Source organism: Haloferula sp. A504 (genome assembly GCF_044385805.1).
GTDB lineage: Bacteria > Verrucomicrobiota > Verrucomicrobiia > Verrucomicrobiales > Akkermansiaceae > Haloferula.
The window spans coordinates 93202-109145 of record NZ_JBISBU010000010.1; the positions used below are offsets into that span (position 1 = coordinate 93202).

A 15944-nucleotide genomic window follows, 5' to 3' on the forward strand; every position below is an offset into this window, starting at 1 on the left:
TGGAAGGCCGGGAAGGGTCATGGGGGGGCGTGTACTTCTGGTTTTTGATCGTTTCCACGCTGCTCGCCGCGATCGGCGGGGCGGTCGGAGTGCGGTCGCTCCGCCACGGCCACCGGAGCCGGGCCACGGTTTTCTGGATGGGGGGGGCGTTTCTGGCCCAGCTCGGTTTCCTCGCGGTGCGGGGCGAGGCCCGCGGTGCCTGTCCGCTGATCGGCTTGGGAGAAATTCTCGTCTTCCTCGCCTGGTCGCTGACGCTGATCTACCTCCTCGTCGGGCCGACCTACCGGCTTTCCCTGCTGGGGCTTTTCTCGGCACCCGTGGTGGTGCTTTTCCAGGGAATGGCGCTCATCCCCGGTGTGCTGGAGCGGGACCCGCAGCGCGTGGTGGCCACGAATGCATGGCGCGAAATGCATTCGGCGATGTCGGTGCTCGGTTACGGGGCGCTGGGACTGGCCGCGGTGTCCTCGGTGATGTTCCTCGTGCTCGACCGTCAACTGAAGGAGCACCACCTGAATTCCGGGCTGTTCCGCAACCTGCCGCCGGTGCGTGAGTTGCTGGTCTCCGGGCGCCGGTTGCTGTGGCTCGGGTGGCTCATGCTCACGGTGGGCGTGGTCGCCGGCTTCCGCATGCCCCACGAGGGATCTGCCGGCGCGCACCTGATCGCCGCGGTGGTCGTCTGGGCCGCCTATGCCGCCCTGGTCGGGATCTCGCAGTTCCGCGGCCTGACCGGCCGGAAGTTCTCGCTGCTGACGGTCCTGCTGTTCGTCGTTTCCCTTTCAGTGTTCGCCTTTGTCTGATGGAGCTTGTTTGTCTCGGTCTCAACCACCGCAGCGCTCCGGTCGAAGTCCGCGAGCGCTTCGCCGTGCCGCCGGTGCGCCTCGGCGAAAAGGCGCGGGAGCTGGCGGAGGCGCAGGGGATCGAGGAGGGCGTGGTGCTCTCGACTTGCAATCGCACCGAGTTCTACCTCGCGGGTCCGTCCGGTGACGAAATGATCGCCTCGCTGCGCCGGGTGGTGGACACCGGTGCGTCGGATCACTGGTATGAGATGCGCCGGCTCGACGCCGCCAGGCACTTGTGCCGCGTGGCGGGCGGCCTCGATTCCATGGTGCTCGGCGAAACCGAGATTTTCGGGCAGGTCAAGGACGCCTACCGCCGGGCCCATGCGGCCGGGGCCACCTCGGGCGTGCTCAACCGCCTGTTCCAGCGAGCCTTCGGCATCGGCAAGAAGATCCGCACCGAAACCTCGATCCAGGAGGGGGCCACCTCGGTGGCCGGCACGGCGGTGGAGCTGGCGGAGAAGATTTTCGGCAAGCTCAAGGGCTGCCGGGTGATCGTGATCGGCGCCGGGGAAATGAGTCGACAGACCGCCAAGGCGCTGGTCTCGCGCGGGGCCACCAGCGTGTTCGTGACCAATAGATCCTTTGAAAGGGCCGAGAGCCTGGCCGAGGAGATGGGAGGCCGGGCCGTTCGCTACGACGACTGGCAGGCGACGCTCGCGGGAGTGGATGTGGTGATTTCATCGACCTCCGCACCCCATCCGGTGGTCAAGCCCTTCCACGTCGAGGCGGTGCGGCGCGTGCGGAAGTTCCGCCCGCTGTTCCTCATCGACATCGCCGTGCCGCGTGACATCGACCCGGAGGTGGGCGAGATCGAGGAAGTGTATCTCTACGACATCGACACGCTCGAGCAGCTCGCCGCCGAGGCGAGGGGGCGGCGCGAGCGACAGATCGAGGATTGTGCGCGGATCATTGACGAGGAACTCGAAAAGCTGAACCTGCCCGGGACATGAGCAAGTTGAGGATCGGAACCCGCGGCAGTGAGCTGGCACTTGTGCAGGCGAGGGCGACGGAAGCGGCGCTCGGGGCGGCGTTTCCGGAGCGGACGCTCGAGCGGGTGGTGATCAAGACGACCGGGGACCGGAGGACGGACGTGGCCCTGTCCGAGGTGGCGAAGGCCGAGGGCATCTACGACAAGGGGGTCTTCATCAAGGAACTGGAAATCGCCCTCGAGGAGGGACGGATCGACATCGCGGTGCATTCCTTGAAGGACGTGCCGACGGTGCTCGAGGAGCATTTCGAGATCGCCGGGGTGCTGCCGCGGGCACCCATCCGGGACGTGCTCGTCTCTCCGGATCCCGGCGGGCTCGATGCCCTCGGCGAGGGCGCGCGGGTGGGCACCAGCAGCGTGCGCCGGGCCAGACAGCTCGAATGGCTCAGGCCGGACCTGCAACTCGTCGACATCCGCGGCAACGTGCCGACCCGCCTGCGCAAGCTGGCGGAGGGGGAATTCGACGCGATCATGCTGGCCGAGGCTGGGCTGGTGCGACTGGGTCACCCGATGGACACGGAACTCGAACTGGAGGAGACGACCCTGCATTTTCACCCCTTGGACGAGGCGGAGTTCCTGCCGGCGGCCGGGCAGGGGGCGATCGCCTTCGAGATCCGCTCGGACGACGAGTCGGCCCGCGGGGCCATCGCGGCGATCAACGACGAGCCGACCTTCATCCGGATCACCGCGGAGCGGGAGTTCCTGCGCCTGCTCGACGGGGGGTGTCACACACCGGTCGGAGTGGTCACGCGCCTCGAGGACGGTGTGCTTTCGATGACCGGGCGGGTCTTTCCGGAGGAGGGTGGAAAGCCGCGGGAAGGGGCGGCGGCGGGCCAGGATCCCATTGAAGTGGCGGGCGAACTGTTTGAATCATTGGCATGAGCAAGAAAGGAATCTGTTATCTGGTGGGTGCGGGGCCGGGGGATCTCGGCCTGGTGACCCTGAGGGCCAAGGAATGTGTCGAACGTGCCGACGTAGTGGTCTACGATGCCCTTAGTAGTCCGGAGATCCTGCGCTGGATGAAGCCCGGCGCGGAGAGGGTCTACGTCGGCAAGCGGGCGAAGGATCACGTACTGCCGCAGGACCAGATCAACGGGTTGATCGTCGACCGCACCCGCAAGGGGCAGACGGTGGTCCGGCTGAAGGGCGGGGATCCGATGATCTTCGGTCGCGGCGGCGAGGAGGCCGCGGAACTGGCGGAAGCGGGCGTGGCCTTCGAGATCGTGCCGGGCATCAGTTCCGCGATCGGGGGCCCGGCCTACGCCGGAATCCCCGTGACCCACCGCGATCACTGCTCGCAGCTCACGCTCTTCACCGGCCACGAGGATCCGACCAAGGGCGGGAGTTCGATCGACTACGCCCAGATCGCCAAGGCCCCGGGAACCAAGGTCTTTCTCATGGGCGTGGCGAGATTGCGCGAGATCGCGGACTCGCTGGTGGCCGGCGGAGCGGAACCCTCGACGCCGATCGCGTTGGTTCGCTGGGCGACGACGGGCCGGCAGAGGACGATCAACGGCACTCTCGCGGACATCGCGGACATCGCCGAGCGCGAGGATTTCAAAAGTCCGGCCGTGGCGGTGATCGGTGACGTGGTGACCGAGCGCGAAAAGATCAACTGGTTTGAAACACGGCCCTTGTTCGGCAAGCGGATCGTGGTCACCCGGACCCGCGAGCAGGCGGGTGCCCTGAGCCGTGATCTCGCGGATCTGGGCGCGGACGTGGTCGAGTTGCCGACCATCCGGATCGAGAAGCCCGACGACAAGCAGGGCTTCGCCGAGTCGGTGGCCCATGCCCACGAATACGACTGGCTGGTCTTTTCCAGCCCGAACGGGGTGGAGCGCTTTTTCGATGCCTTTTTCACCATTTACGAGGATGCCCGCAGTCTCGGCAATCCGCGCATCGCCGTGATCGGCCAGGGAACCGCCAACAAGCTGAAGGAGTATCGTTTCGGCGTGGATCTGATGCCCGAGCGCTTCGTCGCGGAAGGACTGGTCGAGGCCTTCGAGAAGGAATCGATCGAGAACCTGACCGTGCTCTGGGTCCGGGCCCAGGAGGCGCGGGATGTCATCTACGACGGGCTGGTGAAGCAGGGTGCCATCGTCGACGAGTGCGCCGCCTACAAGACCGTGCCGGAGACCGCCGATCCGACCGGTGCCGCCGAGCGGTTCAAGGAAGAGGGTGCCGACCTGGTGACCTTCACCTCCAGTTCGACGGTGGAGAATTTCTTCAAGCTCGGGCTTCCGTGGCCGGATGGCTGCGCGGCGGGGAGCATCGGTCCGGTGACGAGCGCGACCCTCCGGAAGCACGGAGTGGAGCCGGCTTTCGAGGCCGGGCAGCACGACATTCCGGGCCTTGTGAAGGCGATCCGCCAGTGGAGCGGTGTCGACTGACCGGAGGCTTGGGATTCAGGAACCCGACATCCGCCGCTGGTAGTTGGACGGGCTGATCCCCTCGGCGGCCTTGAAGCGGCGGTTGAACTGGGAGAGCGACTGGAAACCGCTCTCGAAGGCCACTTCGGCGATCCGCGCCGCGGGATTCCGGAGAAGCTTCCGGCAGTGATCGAGCCTCACGCGGTTCAGATAATCCGAGAAGGTGATTCCCAGGGTGGCGTGAAACAGACGCGAGAGCCTCTCCCGGCTGATGCCGATCTCGTGCGCGACTTCGCCCAGACGCAGCGGCTCCTGGAAGCGCTCGCGGAGGATCTTCGCCGCGCGCTCGACCGTTGCCGGCAGAACATGCCGGCGGCCCGCGCCGGAGGCGTCGATGACCTTTCTGATCAGGCTCTCGGCGAGGCTCCCCAGGAGGCGTTGCAGTGCGTCATTCTTCGTGGCGTCGTCGGTCGCGGGGCAGGAGAGTTCGCCGAGGACGAGCGGCCCGTTTCCGACCGTTGCCACGATCCGGTTTGTCCCGGGGGGAGAGGCTCCGGTTGCCACGAATCCAAGGGGCAAGCCGGTGATCAGCAGGAAGTCCTGTGTCAGGGAATGAAGTGCTCCGGTTTCATCCAGACGCCGGAGCAGGGCCGTTTGCGCGATCGTTGGCATGAGTTGACACTACTGTGACAAAATTGCGGTCACAAAATGCGTAGTAGCGCCCTAGATGCGTAGTCGTCAACGGCGATTCCATGGTGATCATCGCTCGATGTCAGACAGCACTCAAGCCGCCGCCAATCCCTTGCCGTTCGATCTGCCCGCGGAGGTCGAAAAACTGGTCGCCCGGGCTCCTTCGGTCGTCGTTCCCAATACCATCAAGGAGATCGAGGATCTTGCCGTGCGGGATGCCGACGAGGCGGGTTGGCACCGGGTGGCCTACGAGGTGCCGGGGCGCGGAATGGTTCCGGAAGTCGATGTCTGCCGGGTCAAGAACGGCATCGCCGCCAACTACGTCGAGGCCTACATGCGGCGGCGCGATCCGGACTGCATGGTGATCGGCGACGACCGCCCCACCGACAAGCCCACCTACCAGGCGCGATTCGGCACTTCCTTCGACCCGCTTCGCGAGGAGACCCTGGAGTGGCTGGCAGGCCAGTCGCTGGCGATTTTCCCGTTCTCGGCGGGGATTGCCGGAAAGGGTGTGGATGCGATCGTGGTGGCACCCGACAACGCCGGTTTCTTCGCGCTCGGACTGGCACTCTTGCAGGGGATGCTGACCCCCGATGAGGTGCCCGAGGGATTTTCTCCGAAGGCGGTGATCTATGTCGCGCCGCCCTTCCGTCACACCCATTTCGACGGCAAGCAGGTCGTGGTGCACAACCGCAAGGAGGGCATGCACGAGCTCTTCAGCTACAACCTGTATCCCGGCCCGAGCGCCAAGAAGGGGATCTACGGGGTGCTGATCAATCAGGGCGAGTCCGAGAACTGGATCACGATGCACTGCTCCACGGTGAAGGTGATCACGCCCTACGAGCACCAGCTGGTGATTTCCCACGAGGGGGCCAGTGGCGGCGGCAAGAGCGAGTTGCTTGAACAGGTTCATCGCCAGGGGGACGGATCCCTGCTGCTCGGCAAGAACACGGTGACGGGGGAGAAGCGGACGCTCAGCCTGCCCCAGGCCTGCGACCTGCGGCCGATCACCGACGACATGGCGCTGTGCCACCCCTCATTGGACAAGGGCCGGGGCAAGTTGAGCCTGATGGATGCCGAGGATGCGTGGTTCGTACGGGTCAACCACCTCACGAAGTACGGCACCGACCCCCACCTCGAGTCTCTCACGCTGCAGCCGCCGGAAGGCCTGCTGTTTCTCAACATCGACGCCAAGCCGGGCAGCACGGCAATCATCTGGGAGCATACCCAGGACGAGCCCGGCGTGCCTTGCCCGAATCCCCGCGTGGTCATTCCACGCCGGGCGGTTCCCGGCATCGTCGAGGGTTCGGTCGATGTCGACATCCGCAGCTTCGGCGTGCGCTGCCCCCCGTGCACGAACACGAAACCGACCTACGGGATCATCGGAATGTTCCACCTCCTGCCGCCCGCGCTGGCGTGGCTGTGGCGCCTGGTGGCGCCGCGGGGTCATGCCAATCCCAGCATCGTCGACAGCGGCGGGATGTCATCGGAAGGAGTCGGCTCCTACTGGCCCTTCGCGACCGGCCGCCGGGTGGACCAGGCGAACCTGCTTCTCAACCAGATTCGCGACACGCCGTCGGTGCGCTACATCCTGATGCCGAACCAGCACATCGGTTGCTGGGAGGTGAGCTTCATGCCGCAGTGGATCACGCGTGAGTATCTGGCAAGACGGGGAGGGGCCCAGTTCAACTCGACCCAGGTCCAGCCCTCGCGCTGTCAGCTGCTGGGATGGAATCCGAGATCGATCGTGGTCGAGGGCCGTCCGATCGGATCGTATTTCTTCCAGGTCCACACCCAGCCGGAAGTCGGCGAGGAGGCGTATGATGCCGGAGCGGCGATTCTTCGCGACTTCTTCCTCAGCGAGCTCGAGCAGTTCCGTGCCGATGACCTCGATCCGCTGGGCCGGAAGATCATCGATTGCTGTTTCGACAACGGCAGCGCCGACGACTACCAGCGCTTGCTCGATCATCCGACGATCGTCGACGAAGACTGAGTCCGCACGTGCCCGTCCGGAGCGTCCCTTGCCGGGGCGTTTCGGCGGCACCGGCACCGGGCCTCAGTGTCCCATCAGCGAGCCCATCCTCGCGTAGAGCTCGCGGCGGCGTGAGCTGTGCTCGAGGAGGTCGGAGGCGAGTTCGATCGTGCCCGGCTCGAAGAGGGTGATGGTGCTCGATCCGCCGAACCCGAAGTAGCCTTTCTCATCGCCCTTGGCAACGGGCTGGCCGGGCACGTAGGTCTGCTGGATCGAGCCGACGCAGGTGGCCCCGACCTCGATCATCAGCACCAGGCCCAGGTCCTCGGTTTCGATCCGGGTGATCCGGCGCTTGTTTTCCCAGAGGTAGGCCAGGCGCCGCCGGAGGGCGATTGGCGAGACCGAAAACAGCGGACCGTCGATGAGCTGGCTTTCCGCGGGCGTGCCGTCGCAGGGGAAATGGAAGCGGTGGTAGTCGACCGGACAGAGCCGGGAGAGCACCAGCGGTCCCTTCGCGAAGCGGTGGGCGAGGTCGGCATCGCCCAGCAACCGGGCAAGATCGAATTTCTGGCCCTTGACGAAGACCGAGCGGACCTCGGCAGCACGCTCGAATCCGAAGTGGCGGCCGTCGGCGGGGAAGACCACCGTCGCCTTGGGATCGATCGGGCGGGACCCGGGTCGCAGCTTGCGCGAGAAGAAGGCGTTGAAGTCGGGGAAGGAGTCGGGGGCGTCCGCGAACTCCGAGGTGTCGAGCCCGTACTGCTCGATGAAGGGCGCGATCTTCTCCGCCGATGCGGGATCGCTCATCCTGGCGCCATACCACCGGGAAAAGACCGGGCGCTTGATGAAGGCGTGCAGAGCCAGCCGCCCGAGGGGGTTGCCGTAGGCAAAACGCAGGAAGCCTTCGCCATAGACCTCTTCGCGCTGGAGGCGGTTCCGGTGGCGGTTGAAAAACTCGATGGAGGGCTTGGACATTCCGGTATCGCTTGCTTACGGCGCAGAGCAGGGCTATCGGGCGGCGGATGAAATACAGAGCAGCGCTACTGTCAATCCCCCTGATGCTCGTTTCCTGTGGCGAGCGGAAGGAGGTCGTGGCGGACGAAACCCGTCCGCTGACCATGCGCGAGGAGAGTCTGAACCTCGAAGCGGACAACGACGAGCGTTTTCAACCGGGACGCCCGCAGCCGAGGGTTCCGGTCGAGTCGCCGCCCTCGCCGGTGGCGGCGGGCGTGGTTCCCGGTGACTGGAAGCAAGCGCCCCCGACCGGTTTCCGCCTGCTCAACTACACCTTCGGGACCGCGGGCCAGGTCTACGTGTCGGCGAGTCGCGGCGGAGTGATCGACAACGTCAACCGCTGGCTCAAGCAGTTCGGCCGGGATGCGATCGACGCCGGGGGCCTGGAGGGGCTCGAAAAGGTCGAAACGGCCGGCCATCGCGGGGTGTGGGTCGAGGCGGAGGGTGACTTCGGCGGCGGCATGGGGCAGTCGCCCCAGTCCGGCTGGGGCCTGCTCGGCGTGGTCGCCGAGAACGAGGGCCAGATCCTTACGGTGAAAATGCTCGGGCCCGGGGCCGAGGTGGCGGCGCAGGAGGAAAATTTGAGAGCCTTCGTCGAAGGATTGAGGACGACAAATTGAACAACCCGGCCGATGGGAACCGTAGGGCCGGGGCCTGATTTCAACATGAGCAAGGAGAAGTCACCTTTGATTGCCGTCTGGAGGCTGCTGTCCGGCCTCGGCCTGGCGGTGGTGCTGCTGGTGCTGCTCGGCGTCCAGACCTGGCTGGCAACGCTGGAGATGGTCGACGAGGGCCTGCTGGCGACGCTCCACAAGTACTTCCACTGGACCTCCTGGTATGTGAAGGCGCACATGCCGCTGCCGTGGAACGACTGGAAGCTGGTGATTCCCATGCCGGGCGGCTACTGGGTCTGCGCGCTGCTTTTGCTCAACATGACGCTTGGCGGGCTGGTCCGGATTCGCAAGGGCTGGAAGACCGCCGGAGTCATGCTCGCGCACTTCGGCATCATCTTCATGATCGCCGCCGGCGGGGTGGCCCAGCTCTTCGAGAAGCGTGGCGTCATGTTCCTTTTCGAGGGCGAGCAGGCCGACTACGCGGTGTCGCTCACCGATCCGACCATCGAGGCCTTCGAGATCCGCGACGGCAAGGCGGTCGGGGAGGTCCATGTGGCCGGCGAAGCGGACCTCCGGCGGATGGGGCGCGATTCGTCGCGCACGATTCGGTTTCCCGGGCTGCCCTTCGACCTGGAGCTGAGCGGCTGGGCCAGGAATGTCGTGGTCGTCCCTGAGGACGGCCGGACCACCAATCCGGCCATCGATGGTTGGACCTTGAGGGACCTGCCGATCGAGATCGAGGGTGAACTCAATGCGCCGGGCTGCTACGCCCGGGTGATCCGGGAAGACGGCGTGAAGGGTGATCCATTCATCCTCGCCGTGCCGCAACCGACGAGCGGCTTGGAGTCCTTCGCCCCCTACGTCATCGAGGCGGGAGGCCGGACCTTCGCCCTGCGCATGGTCAAGGAGACGATCCCGGTTCCCTACGAGGTCAAGCTCACCGACGCGATTGCCGAGTATTTCCCGAACTCATCCAGGCCGAAGTCCTTCATGAGCAAGATCGAGCGGATCGAGTCGGAAACGGTACCGGTCGAGATCCGCATGAACGAACCGATGCGGCGGAGCGGCTTCACGTTCTTCCAGCGGACCATGAGCGGCGGTCCGCAACGGACCGACGGCCCTGAGTTCTCGGGCTTTGAAGTGGTCTCCAATCCGGCCGACCGGTGGCCGGAATGGAGCCTCTACGTCGTGACGCTCGGGCTGCTGATTCACTTCATCATGAAGCTGGTCGCCTCCGCCGGTCGCTCAACTTCCAAACCCAAGGCTACATGACCCAGGTGATTCGTTGGATTCTCTTCGTTGTCGGACTGGTGCTGATCGGTCTGACTCTGATGGTGGTGGTGCGGGATGCGCGTCCTCCCGAAGACCACCGGGTGGTCGAGGACTATGTGCCGTGGGACCGGGAGACGCTCGCGATCGCCGAGTCGATTCCGGTGCAGGACGGCGGGCGGATCAAGCCGCTGACCACCTATTCGGGCTTCACGATGCTGCGGCTGTATGGGGCGCGCTCGATGATGCTCAAGCCGGGGAAAGACGAGGAGGCGGTCAAGCTGACCCCGCTGGCCTGGATGTTGGATGCGCTTTTTCGACCGCATCTCTCGGTGCGCCAGCCATCGTTCCGGGTCGAGGACTCGGCCGTTGTCGATGCGATCGGCGTGAAGGCCCGCGAGAAGCGCGACCGCTACTCCTACGCGGAACTGGAGCCGGGAATCGATCGGCTGATGGAACTGGCCCAGGGCTACACTGACATCGAGAAGGGCGAGAGGACGCCGCTGGAGAGCCAGATTCTGACCTTGGCCGAGAACGTCCGCAGCTACGAGCAGTTGATCGGCGTCTTCGGCATGGCGCGCAATGGTCTGCGCATGGTCGATGTCGACGGCCTGCCGGATTCCGCCGCGACGCGGCGTGCCAATGTCAGCGCCGCCATGGCCACCGCTCCGGTAATCCGGCGGGTGCTTGCCGAGAGCCAGTCGGCCAACCAACCGATTCCGCCCCACGTTCAGGACTTGCTCCAACAGATCCTCCAGGGGGCGAATGCATCGAAGTTCGGACTGTTCCTCTTTCCCCCGAAAGCCGAGTCCGACGATCACTGGCTGAGTCCGGGTGAGCGGGTGATGAATGCAATGGCAATGCAGACGCGTGACCTGGAGGGCTCGATCGAGGACATGGCGGCGGTCGAGCGGCTGTCGCGCACGCTCTACGATACCCCCGAGTCCGCCGAAGCGCTGGCGGCATGGATGGCGGAGCGGGCAGGCTCCGGGGATGAGGACAAGGTCTTCCTGGGAAAGGCCGCGGAGCTTCTGGAGACCGCCAGCCCCGGGGAGTTGCCGTATTTCAGGCGGCTCGCCTTCCAGCATGAGCTCGCTTCGCTGAAGGCCGACCTCGTCGAGCGGGCGGAGGCGCGCGGGGAGTATGCCTCGATCGAGCTCGAAGCGGACTACTACCGGAAGAACTGGTTCCTCTACGCGCTCGCCTTCTTCCTGATCGGGACGGTGCTGGCGATCGTGATGTGGATGCTCCGGGGCAATGCCCAGCGGTATCTGTCATGGGGGGTGTGGGCGGCTTCGCTGGCGGGGCTGACCTACACGGTGATCCCGATCGTCAAGCGCTGCATCATCATGCAGCGGCCTCCGGTGGGAAATCTCTACGACACCATCATCTTCATCACCGCGGCGGTGGTCATCTTCGGGGCGGTTGCGGAGTTGTTCAGCAAGCGTCGGCTGGCACTGGGACTCCTGCCCATCGCCGGAACGATCCTCATCACCTTGGCGAGGCTCTTCGAGGTCGGTGACGGCAGCGATCACATGGATCCCCTGGTGGCGGTGCTGCGCTCGAACTACTGGCTGACGACCCACGTGATTACGATCACCCTCGGCTATGCCGGTGGCCTGGTGGCGGCCCTTCTCGCCATGGTCTACGTGCTGCTGCGCGGTCTGCGCCTGGATGGTGGCGACAAGAGTCTGCGTCGTTCGCTCACCCGCTCGGTTTATGGCATGGTCTGTCTCACGCTGATCCTCTCGCTCGTCGGGACGGTGCTCGGCGGCATCTGGGCGAATGATTCGTGGGGCCGCTTCTGGGGCTGGGATCCGAAGGAAAACGGCGCCCTGATGATCGTGCTGACCACCCTGGCCATCCTGCATGCGAGGGTGGGCGGCTTCATTCGCGAGTGGGGTATCCATCTCGCCTCGATCGGGCTCGCCGCCGTCGTCACCTTCTCATGGTGGCACGTGAACCTGCTGGGGACCGGCCTGCACAACTACGGCTTCACCGAGGGAGGCGGTTACATCAACCTGCTCTACATGCTGGTGCTGTTGTTCATCGGCTTCGGGGTGGTCGCGATGATCATCGAAAAGGTGCAGGCGCCGAATCCCTCCACCGAGGTGGCGAAGCAACCGGAGCAGCGGGCCACCGGGGCCTGACAAACCTCGGCCCTTTCGTCGTGGACGATCGCCACGCTGAAGCCGGGGGCGATCGACCGGACCACCTCCGCGAGTTCCTCCGCACCGGCTCCGGGCCAGTGGAATTCGGTCCGGGTCACGTCCGGGGCCGACGCCGGTCGGCAGGCATCCCCCCCTCTAGAGTGCGGCGATTCATCGCCGCTTTGGCGAAGCATTTCAATGCGAGCCGGGCCACCGGCGATGAATCGCCTCCATCAAAGCGGCGATGAATCGCCGCAGTCTAGATTTCCCGGCGGCTCCTCATCCGGGGCGGAGTGAAGCCAGGGAGCAAGGGAGGAACACCGGGCCTGAAACGCCCGGCCGCGGACCGCTGCATGGCGGTCACCCCAACCGCTCTGCCCACCACTCTCAGTGACACCCGGGCGAAAGGCGGGCCTACTTCGGAGGGCGGCGGGAGTCCGGTGAAGAGCATCCGCAACCGCCCGGGCAACCTTTCCTGCCACGCAGCGCGCGCCGGATGAAGAGCAGGATCGTGATCCCGACCACTCCGAGCGCCGCCCATGTCTGCCAGTCGTTCATGTCAGAAGCCGAGGAGTGAGCCGACCTGATAGACCAGAAGGGATCCGAGTGCGGCGACACCGGTCATGAAGACGAACTGGCCCGCCGCCCATTTCCAGGATCCCGACTCCCGCGCGGTGACGGCGGAGGTGGGTAGGCACTGCAGGGCGTAGATGTAGAAGATGAGCAGCGAGATCACCGTCAGCGGCCGGAACATGGCCGTTCCGTCCTCCCATGTTTCCTCGGCCAGGCGTTGTCGCAGGCGGTCACGGCTGGCGGTTTCGTCCTCCTCGATTTCCTCGACCCGGAAGAGCTGGAACATCGAGGCGTTGAAGACCTCGCGGGCGGCGAAGGAGGTGAGGACCGCGGTCCCGGTCCGGCCGTCGAACCCGAGCGGTCTGACCACCGGCTCGACGGTGGAGCTGATCCGGCCCATGAGCGAGTGCTGGAGCATTTCCGCCGGATCGTCGCTGTCGGATTTCGGATAGGTGCTCAGGGCCCACAGCACGATCGAGATCCCCATGATCACGGTGCCGGCCTTCCGGAGGAACGACCAGCCGCGGTCCGCGAGGTGGCGGAACACGTAGCCCCATTGCGGAGCGCGGTAGGGCGGGAGTTCGAGGGTGAAGTGGCGGGGCTGGGCGTCCTCACCGAGGCGGCCGCGCAGGACCCGCGCGACCACAAAGGCGCTGAGCGTTCCGAAAACGTAGATCGCCAGCAGCACCAGCGCCTGGGTCAGACCGCCTTCGCTGCCGCCGAGGAGCATCGGGATGAGCAGGAAATAGACCGGAAGCCGGGCGGTGCAGCTCATCCAGGGCGCGACGAAGATGGTGGTGAGTCGTTCCTTGGCGGAGTCGATCGAACGCGTCGCCATGATGCCCGGAATCGCACAGGCGTAGGAGCTGAGGAGCGGCAGGAATGCCTTGCCGCTGAGTCCGACCTTCGACATCAGGCCGTCCATCATGAAGGCGGCCCGCGCCATGTAGCCGGAGCTTTCGAGCAGCCCGATGAAGAAGAACAAAATCAGGATCTGCGGCAGGAAGACGACCACCGAGCCGACCCCGCCGATGATGCCGCTGATGATCAGGTCGCGGAAGTCACCCTCGGGCATGGCACCGGCGACGAGGCCCTCAAGCCAGCCCTGCCCGGCTTCGACCCATCCCATCGGAATGGCCGCAAACGAGAAGATCGACCAGAACACGGCGAACATGATCGCGATCAGATACACCCAGCCGAGCACGGGATGGATGAGCTGGGCGTCGAGCTTGTCGGACAGGGTGCTCTGGTGCGAGTCGGGCCGGCGGGCGGCAAGCTCACAGAGTTCCAGGGCCAGCTGCTGCCGGGCTTCGACCGGATGCTCGGCGCTGGCCCACGGGGCGCCGGACGCGGGGGGCAGGGGATGCCGGATCGCCTGCTTGAGTTCCACGATGCCGTGCTGCTTGTTGGCCTGGACCGGTACGATGGGAACGCCGAGTTCCTCGGAAAGCACGACCGGGTCGAGCCGGATGCCGGAGGCCTCGGCGACATCGATCATGTTGAGCACGACGATGACGGGCAGCCCGGCTTCGATGACCTCGAGGGCGAGCATCAGGTTGCGCTCAAGGTTCGAGGCATCGAGTACGCACAACGCGAGGTCCGGCTTGCCCAGCTCCTCAAGCTCCCCGAGGAGTGCCCGGCGCGCGAGTTGCTGGTCCGGTGCCTCGCCATTGAGGGAGAGGCAACCCGGCAGATCGACGATCCGCAGCTTCTGTCCGTGCGGGGTGAAGGTCTCGCCGGTCTTGAGGTCGACGGTGGCGCCGGCGACGTTGGCGACCTTTCCCGTCTTGCCGGTCAGTGCGTTGAAAAGGGTGGTCTTGCCGACATTCGGATTGCCGGCCAGCACGACCGTCTCCATCTCCCGCGCGGTCATCGGGAATCAGGCGGCGGTCAGGGGAGTGCCCTTGACCTGCTGGGCCAGCTCACGGCTGAGCGCCATGCGGGTGCCGCAGACCGTGCAGATCAGGTTGCGTCCGTGGGAGAGTTTCCGCACCCGGAGCGTCTCGCAAAAGCCAAGACGCCTGAGTTGTTCGCAGGCCGGTCCTTCGAGAAAGCGAATTCGAAAGTCACAGCCGACCGTGGCCTGAGCCAGCGTTTGAAGGCTGTCAGTTTCGAGTTCGGCGGCGGAGACGTGAGCCATCGGCAAAAAGGTGCCGCAGTTGAGACTGGGTTGCAATAGGAATCCGCCGGATGCCGGGAGATTCGGTCATTTCCGCCCGGGAAGCATTCAGCCGATCAGGGACCGGTCTTCCTCGGTGGGCGGGTGCTGGAGTGCCCTGTGGGCGGACGCGCTGTAGCGGAACCCCACGATGGCGGACGCGAGGGCGACGCCGAACATCGACCAGAAGATCAGGAACAGCCAGCTTTCGTCGACTCCGGCGCCCTCGGACGAAATCCAGGCGATCCAGCCGAGGATGCAGGGCGAGGCGATCGTGCCGAAGACCCCGCAGATGGCCCAGCAGATCCGTTGCCAGCGGGCGTCGTTGCGCTTGAAGAACAGCATCGACAGCGCCGACCAGGCCAGCACGCCGAAGCTGCTGCTGACCACGGCAGAGCCCATCGCCAGCATCTCCTCGCTACCCATGCCACCGAAGCCGCCGGCGGACATGCCGCCAAAGTAGATGAAGAACTGGATCAGCCCGAACATCACCAGGCCCGCCGGCAGGAGCATGATGGTGCCGAGCGACACGAGGGTGATGTGGGCCACCTTCGAGGCCCGCCACAGACTGGGCCGGAGATGGTCGAAGGGCGTGGCCTCGGGAATCGCCAGATCGGGAGGAGGTTGCTCGAGCTGCATGGGCTGGATCCGGAAATGCTTCAGGTCGTCGATGAAGGCTTGATGAAGCCGCGCGGAATTCCGCGTCAGCCGGCGGAGGGATCGATGGCACCGGTCTTGAGAAGGTCCTCGATCAGACCCGCGCTCGCGTCCTCGATCAGGTCGGCGACTTCTTCGAAGCCTCCCCTGGCCCCGTAGTAGGGGTCGGGCACGTGGTCGGCATCGTGTTCCCGGCAGTAGTCGGTCAACAACCGGATCTTGTGGTGGGTCGATCCCGAGGGATCGAGCAAGCGGACGTCGTGGAGATTCTCCCGATCCGCGCAGAGGATCAGATCGTGGATCTCGAGGTCGCGGCGTTTTACCTGTCGGGCACTTCCCTCGACCACGTAGCCGCGCGACTCGAGCGTCTCGCTCATCCGGGGGTCGGGCGGGCTTCCGGCGTGGTAGCCGATGGTGCCGGCGGAATCGATTTCCAGTCGATCGCCGAGGCCGGCCTGCTCGGCGAGACGGGTGAAGACGATCTCCGCCGCCGGGGAACGGCAGATGTTTCCCATGCAGACGAAGAGGATGCGGTAGGGAGTCACTCCGGGATGCTCGGAATTCGAACGCGATTGGCCAAGCGGGAATGCAGTGGAACTCCCGGGGCCGGGCCGAAATTTGGGCGCGACTTCTCGGAAATTCCGGGGTTTA

At 65.4% G+C, this 15944-nt stretch carries 14 protein-coding genes; 8 read left to right on the forward strand and 6 right to left on the reverse strand.

The features are described 5' to 3' along the window. Nucleotides 1–29: 29 nt before the first annotated feature. Genes ccsA through cobA form a run of 4 tightly spaced genes read left to right on the forward strand, consistent with a single transcriptional unit; the run spans nucleotide 30 to nucleotide 4217 of the window. Entirely contained in the window at nucleotides 30–797 is a 768-nt protein-coding gene (gene ccsA, locus ACG2LG_RS07385; protein WP_396257715.1) for a cytochrome c biogenesis protein CcsA, read from the forward strand. After that, the gene (hemA, locus tag ACG2LG_RS07390) at nucleotides 797–1789 is read left to right on the forward strand and encodes a glutamyl-tRNA reductase (protein WP_396257717.1); all 993 of its coding nucleotides are present in this window, start codon (nucleotides 797–799) and stop codon (nucleotides 1787–1789) included. Before ccsA ends, hemA begins: the two co-directional genes overlap by 1 nt. Continuing rightward, nucleotides 1786–2709 carry a hydroxymethylbilane synthase gene (hemC, locus tag ACG2LG_RS07395; RefSeq protein WP_396257718.1) on the forward strand — a complete coding sequence of 308 codons (924 nt, stop codon included), beginning with the start codon at nucleotides 1786–1788 and terminating at the stop codon, nucleotides 2707–2709. Before hemA ends, hemC begins: the two co-directional genes overlap by 4 nt. Further along, nucleotides 2706–4217 (forward strand): uroporphyrinogen-III C-methyltransferase, encoded by a 1512-nt coding sequence (gene cobA, locus ACG2LG_RS07400; RefSeq protein WP_396257719.1) that lies wholly within the window; start codon nucleotides 2706–2708, stop codon nucleotides 4215–4217. Before hemC ends, cobA begins: the two co-directional genes overlap by 4 nt. Before the next feature lie 15 nt (nucleotides 4218–4232). Here cobA and ACG2LG_RS07405 read toward each other — a convergent pair whose 3' ends face one another. Beyond that, nucleotides 4233–4868, reverse strand: a complete 636-nt coding sequence (locus ACG2LG_RS07405) for a helix-turn-helix transcriptional regulator (RefSeq protein WP_396257721.1) — start codon at nucleotides 4866–4868, stop codon at nucleotides 4233–4235. Nucleotides 4869–4965: 97 nt separating this feature from the next. Here ACG2LG_RS07405 and ACG2LG_RS07410 point away from each other — a divergent pair, with 97 nt between their 5' ends. Beyond that, the gene (locus ACG2LG_RS07410; protein WP_396257723.1) at nucleotides 4966–6879 is read left to right on the forward strand and encodes a DUF4914 family protein; all 1914 of its coding nucleotides are present in this window, start codon (nucleotides 4966–4968) and stop codon (nucleotides 6877–6879) included. 63 nt (nucleotides 6880–6942) lie between these two features. Here the strand turns inward: ACG2LG_RS07410 and ACG2LG_RS07415 are convergent, their stop codons facing one another. Next, complete coding sequence (locus ACG2LG_RS07415) at nucleotides 6943–7833, reverse strand: phosphatidylserine decarboxylase (RefSeq protein WP_396257724.1); 891 nt, start codon at nucleotides 7831–7833, stop codon at nucleotides 6943–6945. A gap of 83 nt (nucleotides 7834–7916) precedes the next feature. Here ACG2LG_RS07415 and ACG2LG_RS07420 point away from each other — a divergent pair, with 83 nt between their 5' ends. The 3 genes from ACG2LG_RS07420 to ACG2LG_RS07430 are packed head-to-tail and all read left to right on the forward strand — an operon-like array spanning nucleotide 7917 to nucleotide 11905. After that, nucleotides 7917–8492, forward strand: a complete 576-nt coding sequence (locus ACG2LG_RS07420; RefSeq protein WP_396257726.1) for a hypothetical protein — start codon at nucleotides 7917–7919, stop codon at nucleotides 8490–8492. A 45-nt stretch (nucleotides 8493–8537) separates the two neighbouring features. After that, a complete protein-coding gene (locus tag ACG2LG_RS07425; RefSeq protein ID WP_396257727.1) occupies nucleotides 8538–9758 on the forward strand; it encodes a cytochrome c biogenesis protein ResB in 1221 nt (406 codons plus the stop codon). 5 nt (nucleotides 9759–9763) lie between these two features. After that, entirely contained in the window at nucleotides 9764–11905 is a 2142-nt protein-coding gene (locus ACG2LG_RS07430; protein WP_396257729.1) for a cytochrome c biogenesis protein, read from the forward strand. 559 nt (nucleotides 11906–12464) lie between these two features. Here the strand turns inward: ACG2LG_RS07430 and ACG2LG_RS07435 are convergent. The 4 genes from ACG2LG_RS07435 to ACG2LG_RS07450 all read right to left on the reverse strand — a co-directional run bounded on the left by ACG2LG_RS07435 (nucleotide 12465) and on the right by ACG2LG_RS07450 (nucleotide 15838). Beyond that, on the reverse strand, nucleotides 12465–14351 hold the full coding sequence (locus ACG2LG_RS07435; RefSeq protein ID WP_396257731.1) for a ferrous iron transporter B: 1887 nt from the start codon (nucleotides 14349–14351) through the stop codon (nucleotides 12465–12467). A gap of 6 nt (nucleotides 14352–14357) precedes the next feature. Next, entirely contained in the window at nucleotides 14358–14618 is a 261-nt protein-coding gene (locus ACG2LG_RS07440) for a FeoA domain-containing protein (protein WP_396257733.1), read from the reverse strand. 87 nt (nucleotides 14619–14705) lie between these two features. Next, a complete protein-coding gene (locus tag ACG2LG_RS07445) occupies nucleotides 14706–15275 on the reverse strand; it encodes a hypothetical protein (protein WP_396257735.1) in 570 nt (189 codons plus the stop codon). A 65-nt stretch (nucleotides 15276–15340) separates the two neighbouring features. Continuing rightward, complete coding sequence (locus ACG2LG_RS07450) at nucleotides 15341–15838, reverse strand: low molecular weight protein-tyrosine-phosphatase (protein WP_396257737.1); 498 nt, start codon at nucleotides 15836–15838, stop codon at nucleotides 15341–15343. Between the last annotated feature and the right edge of the window lie 106 nt (nucleotides 15839–15944).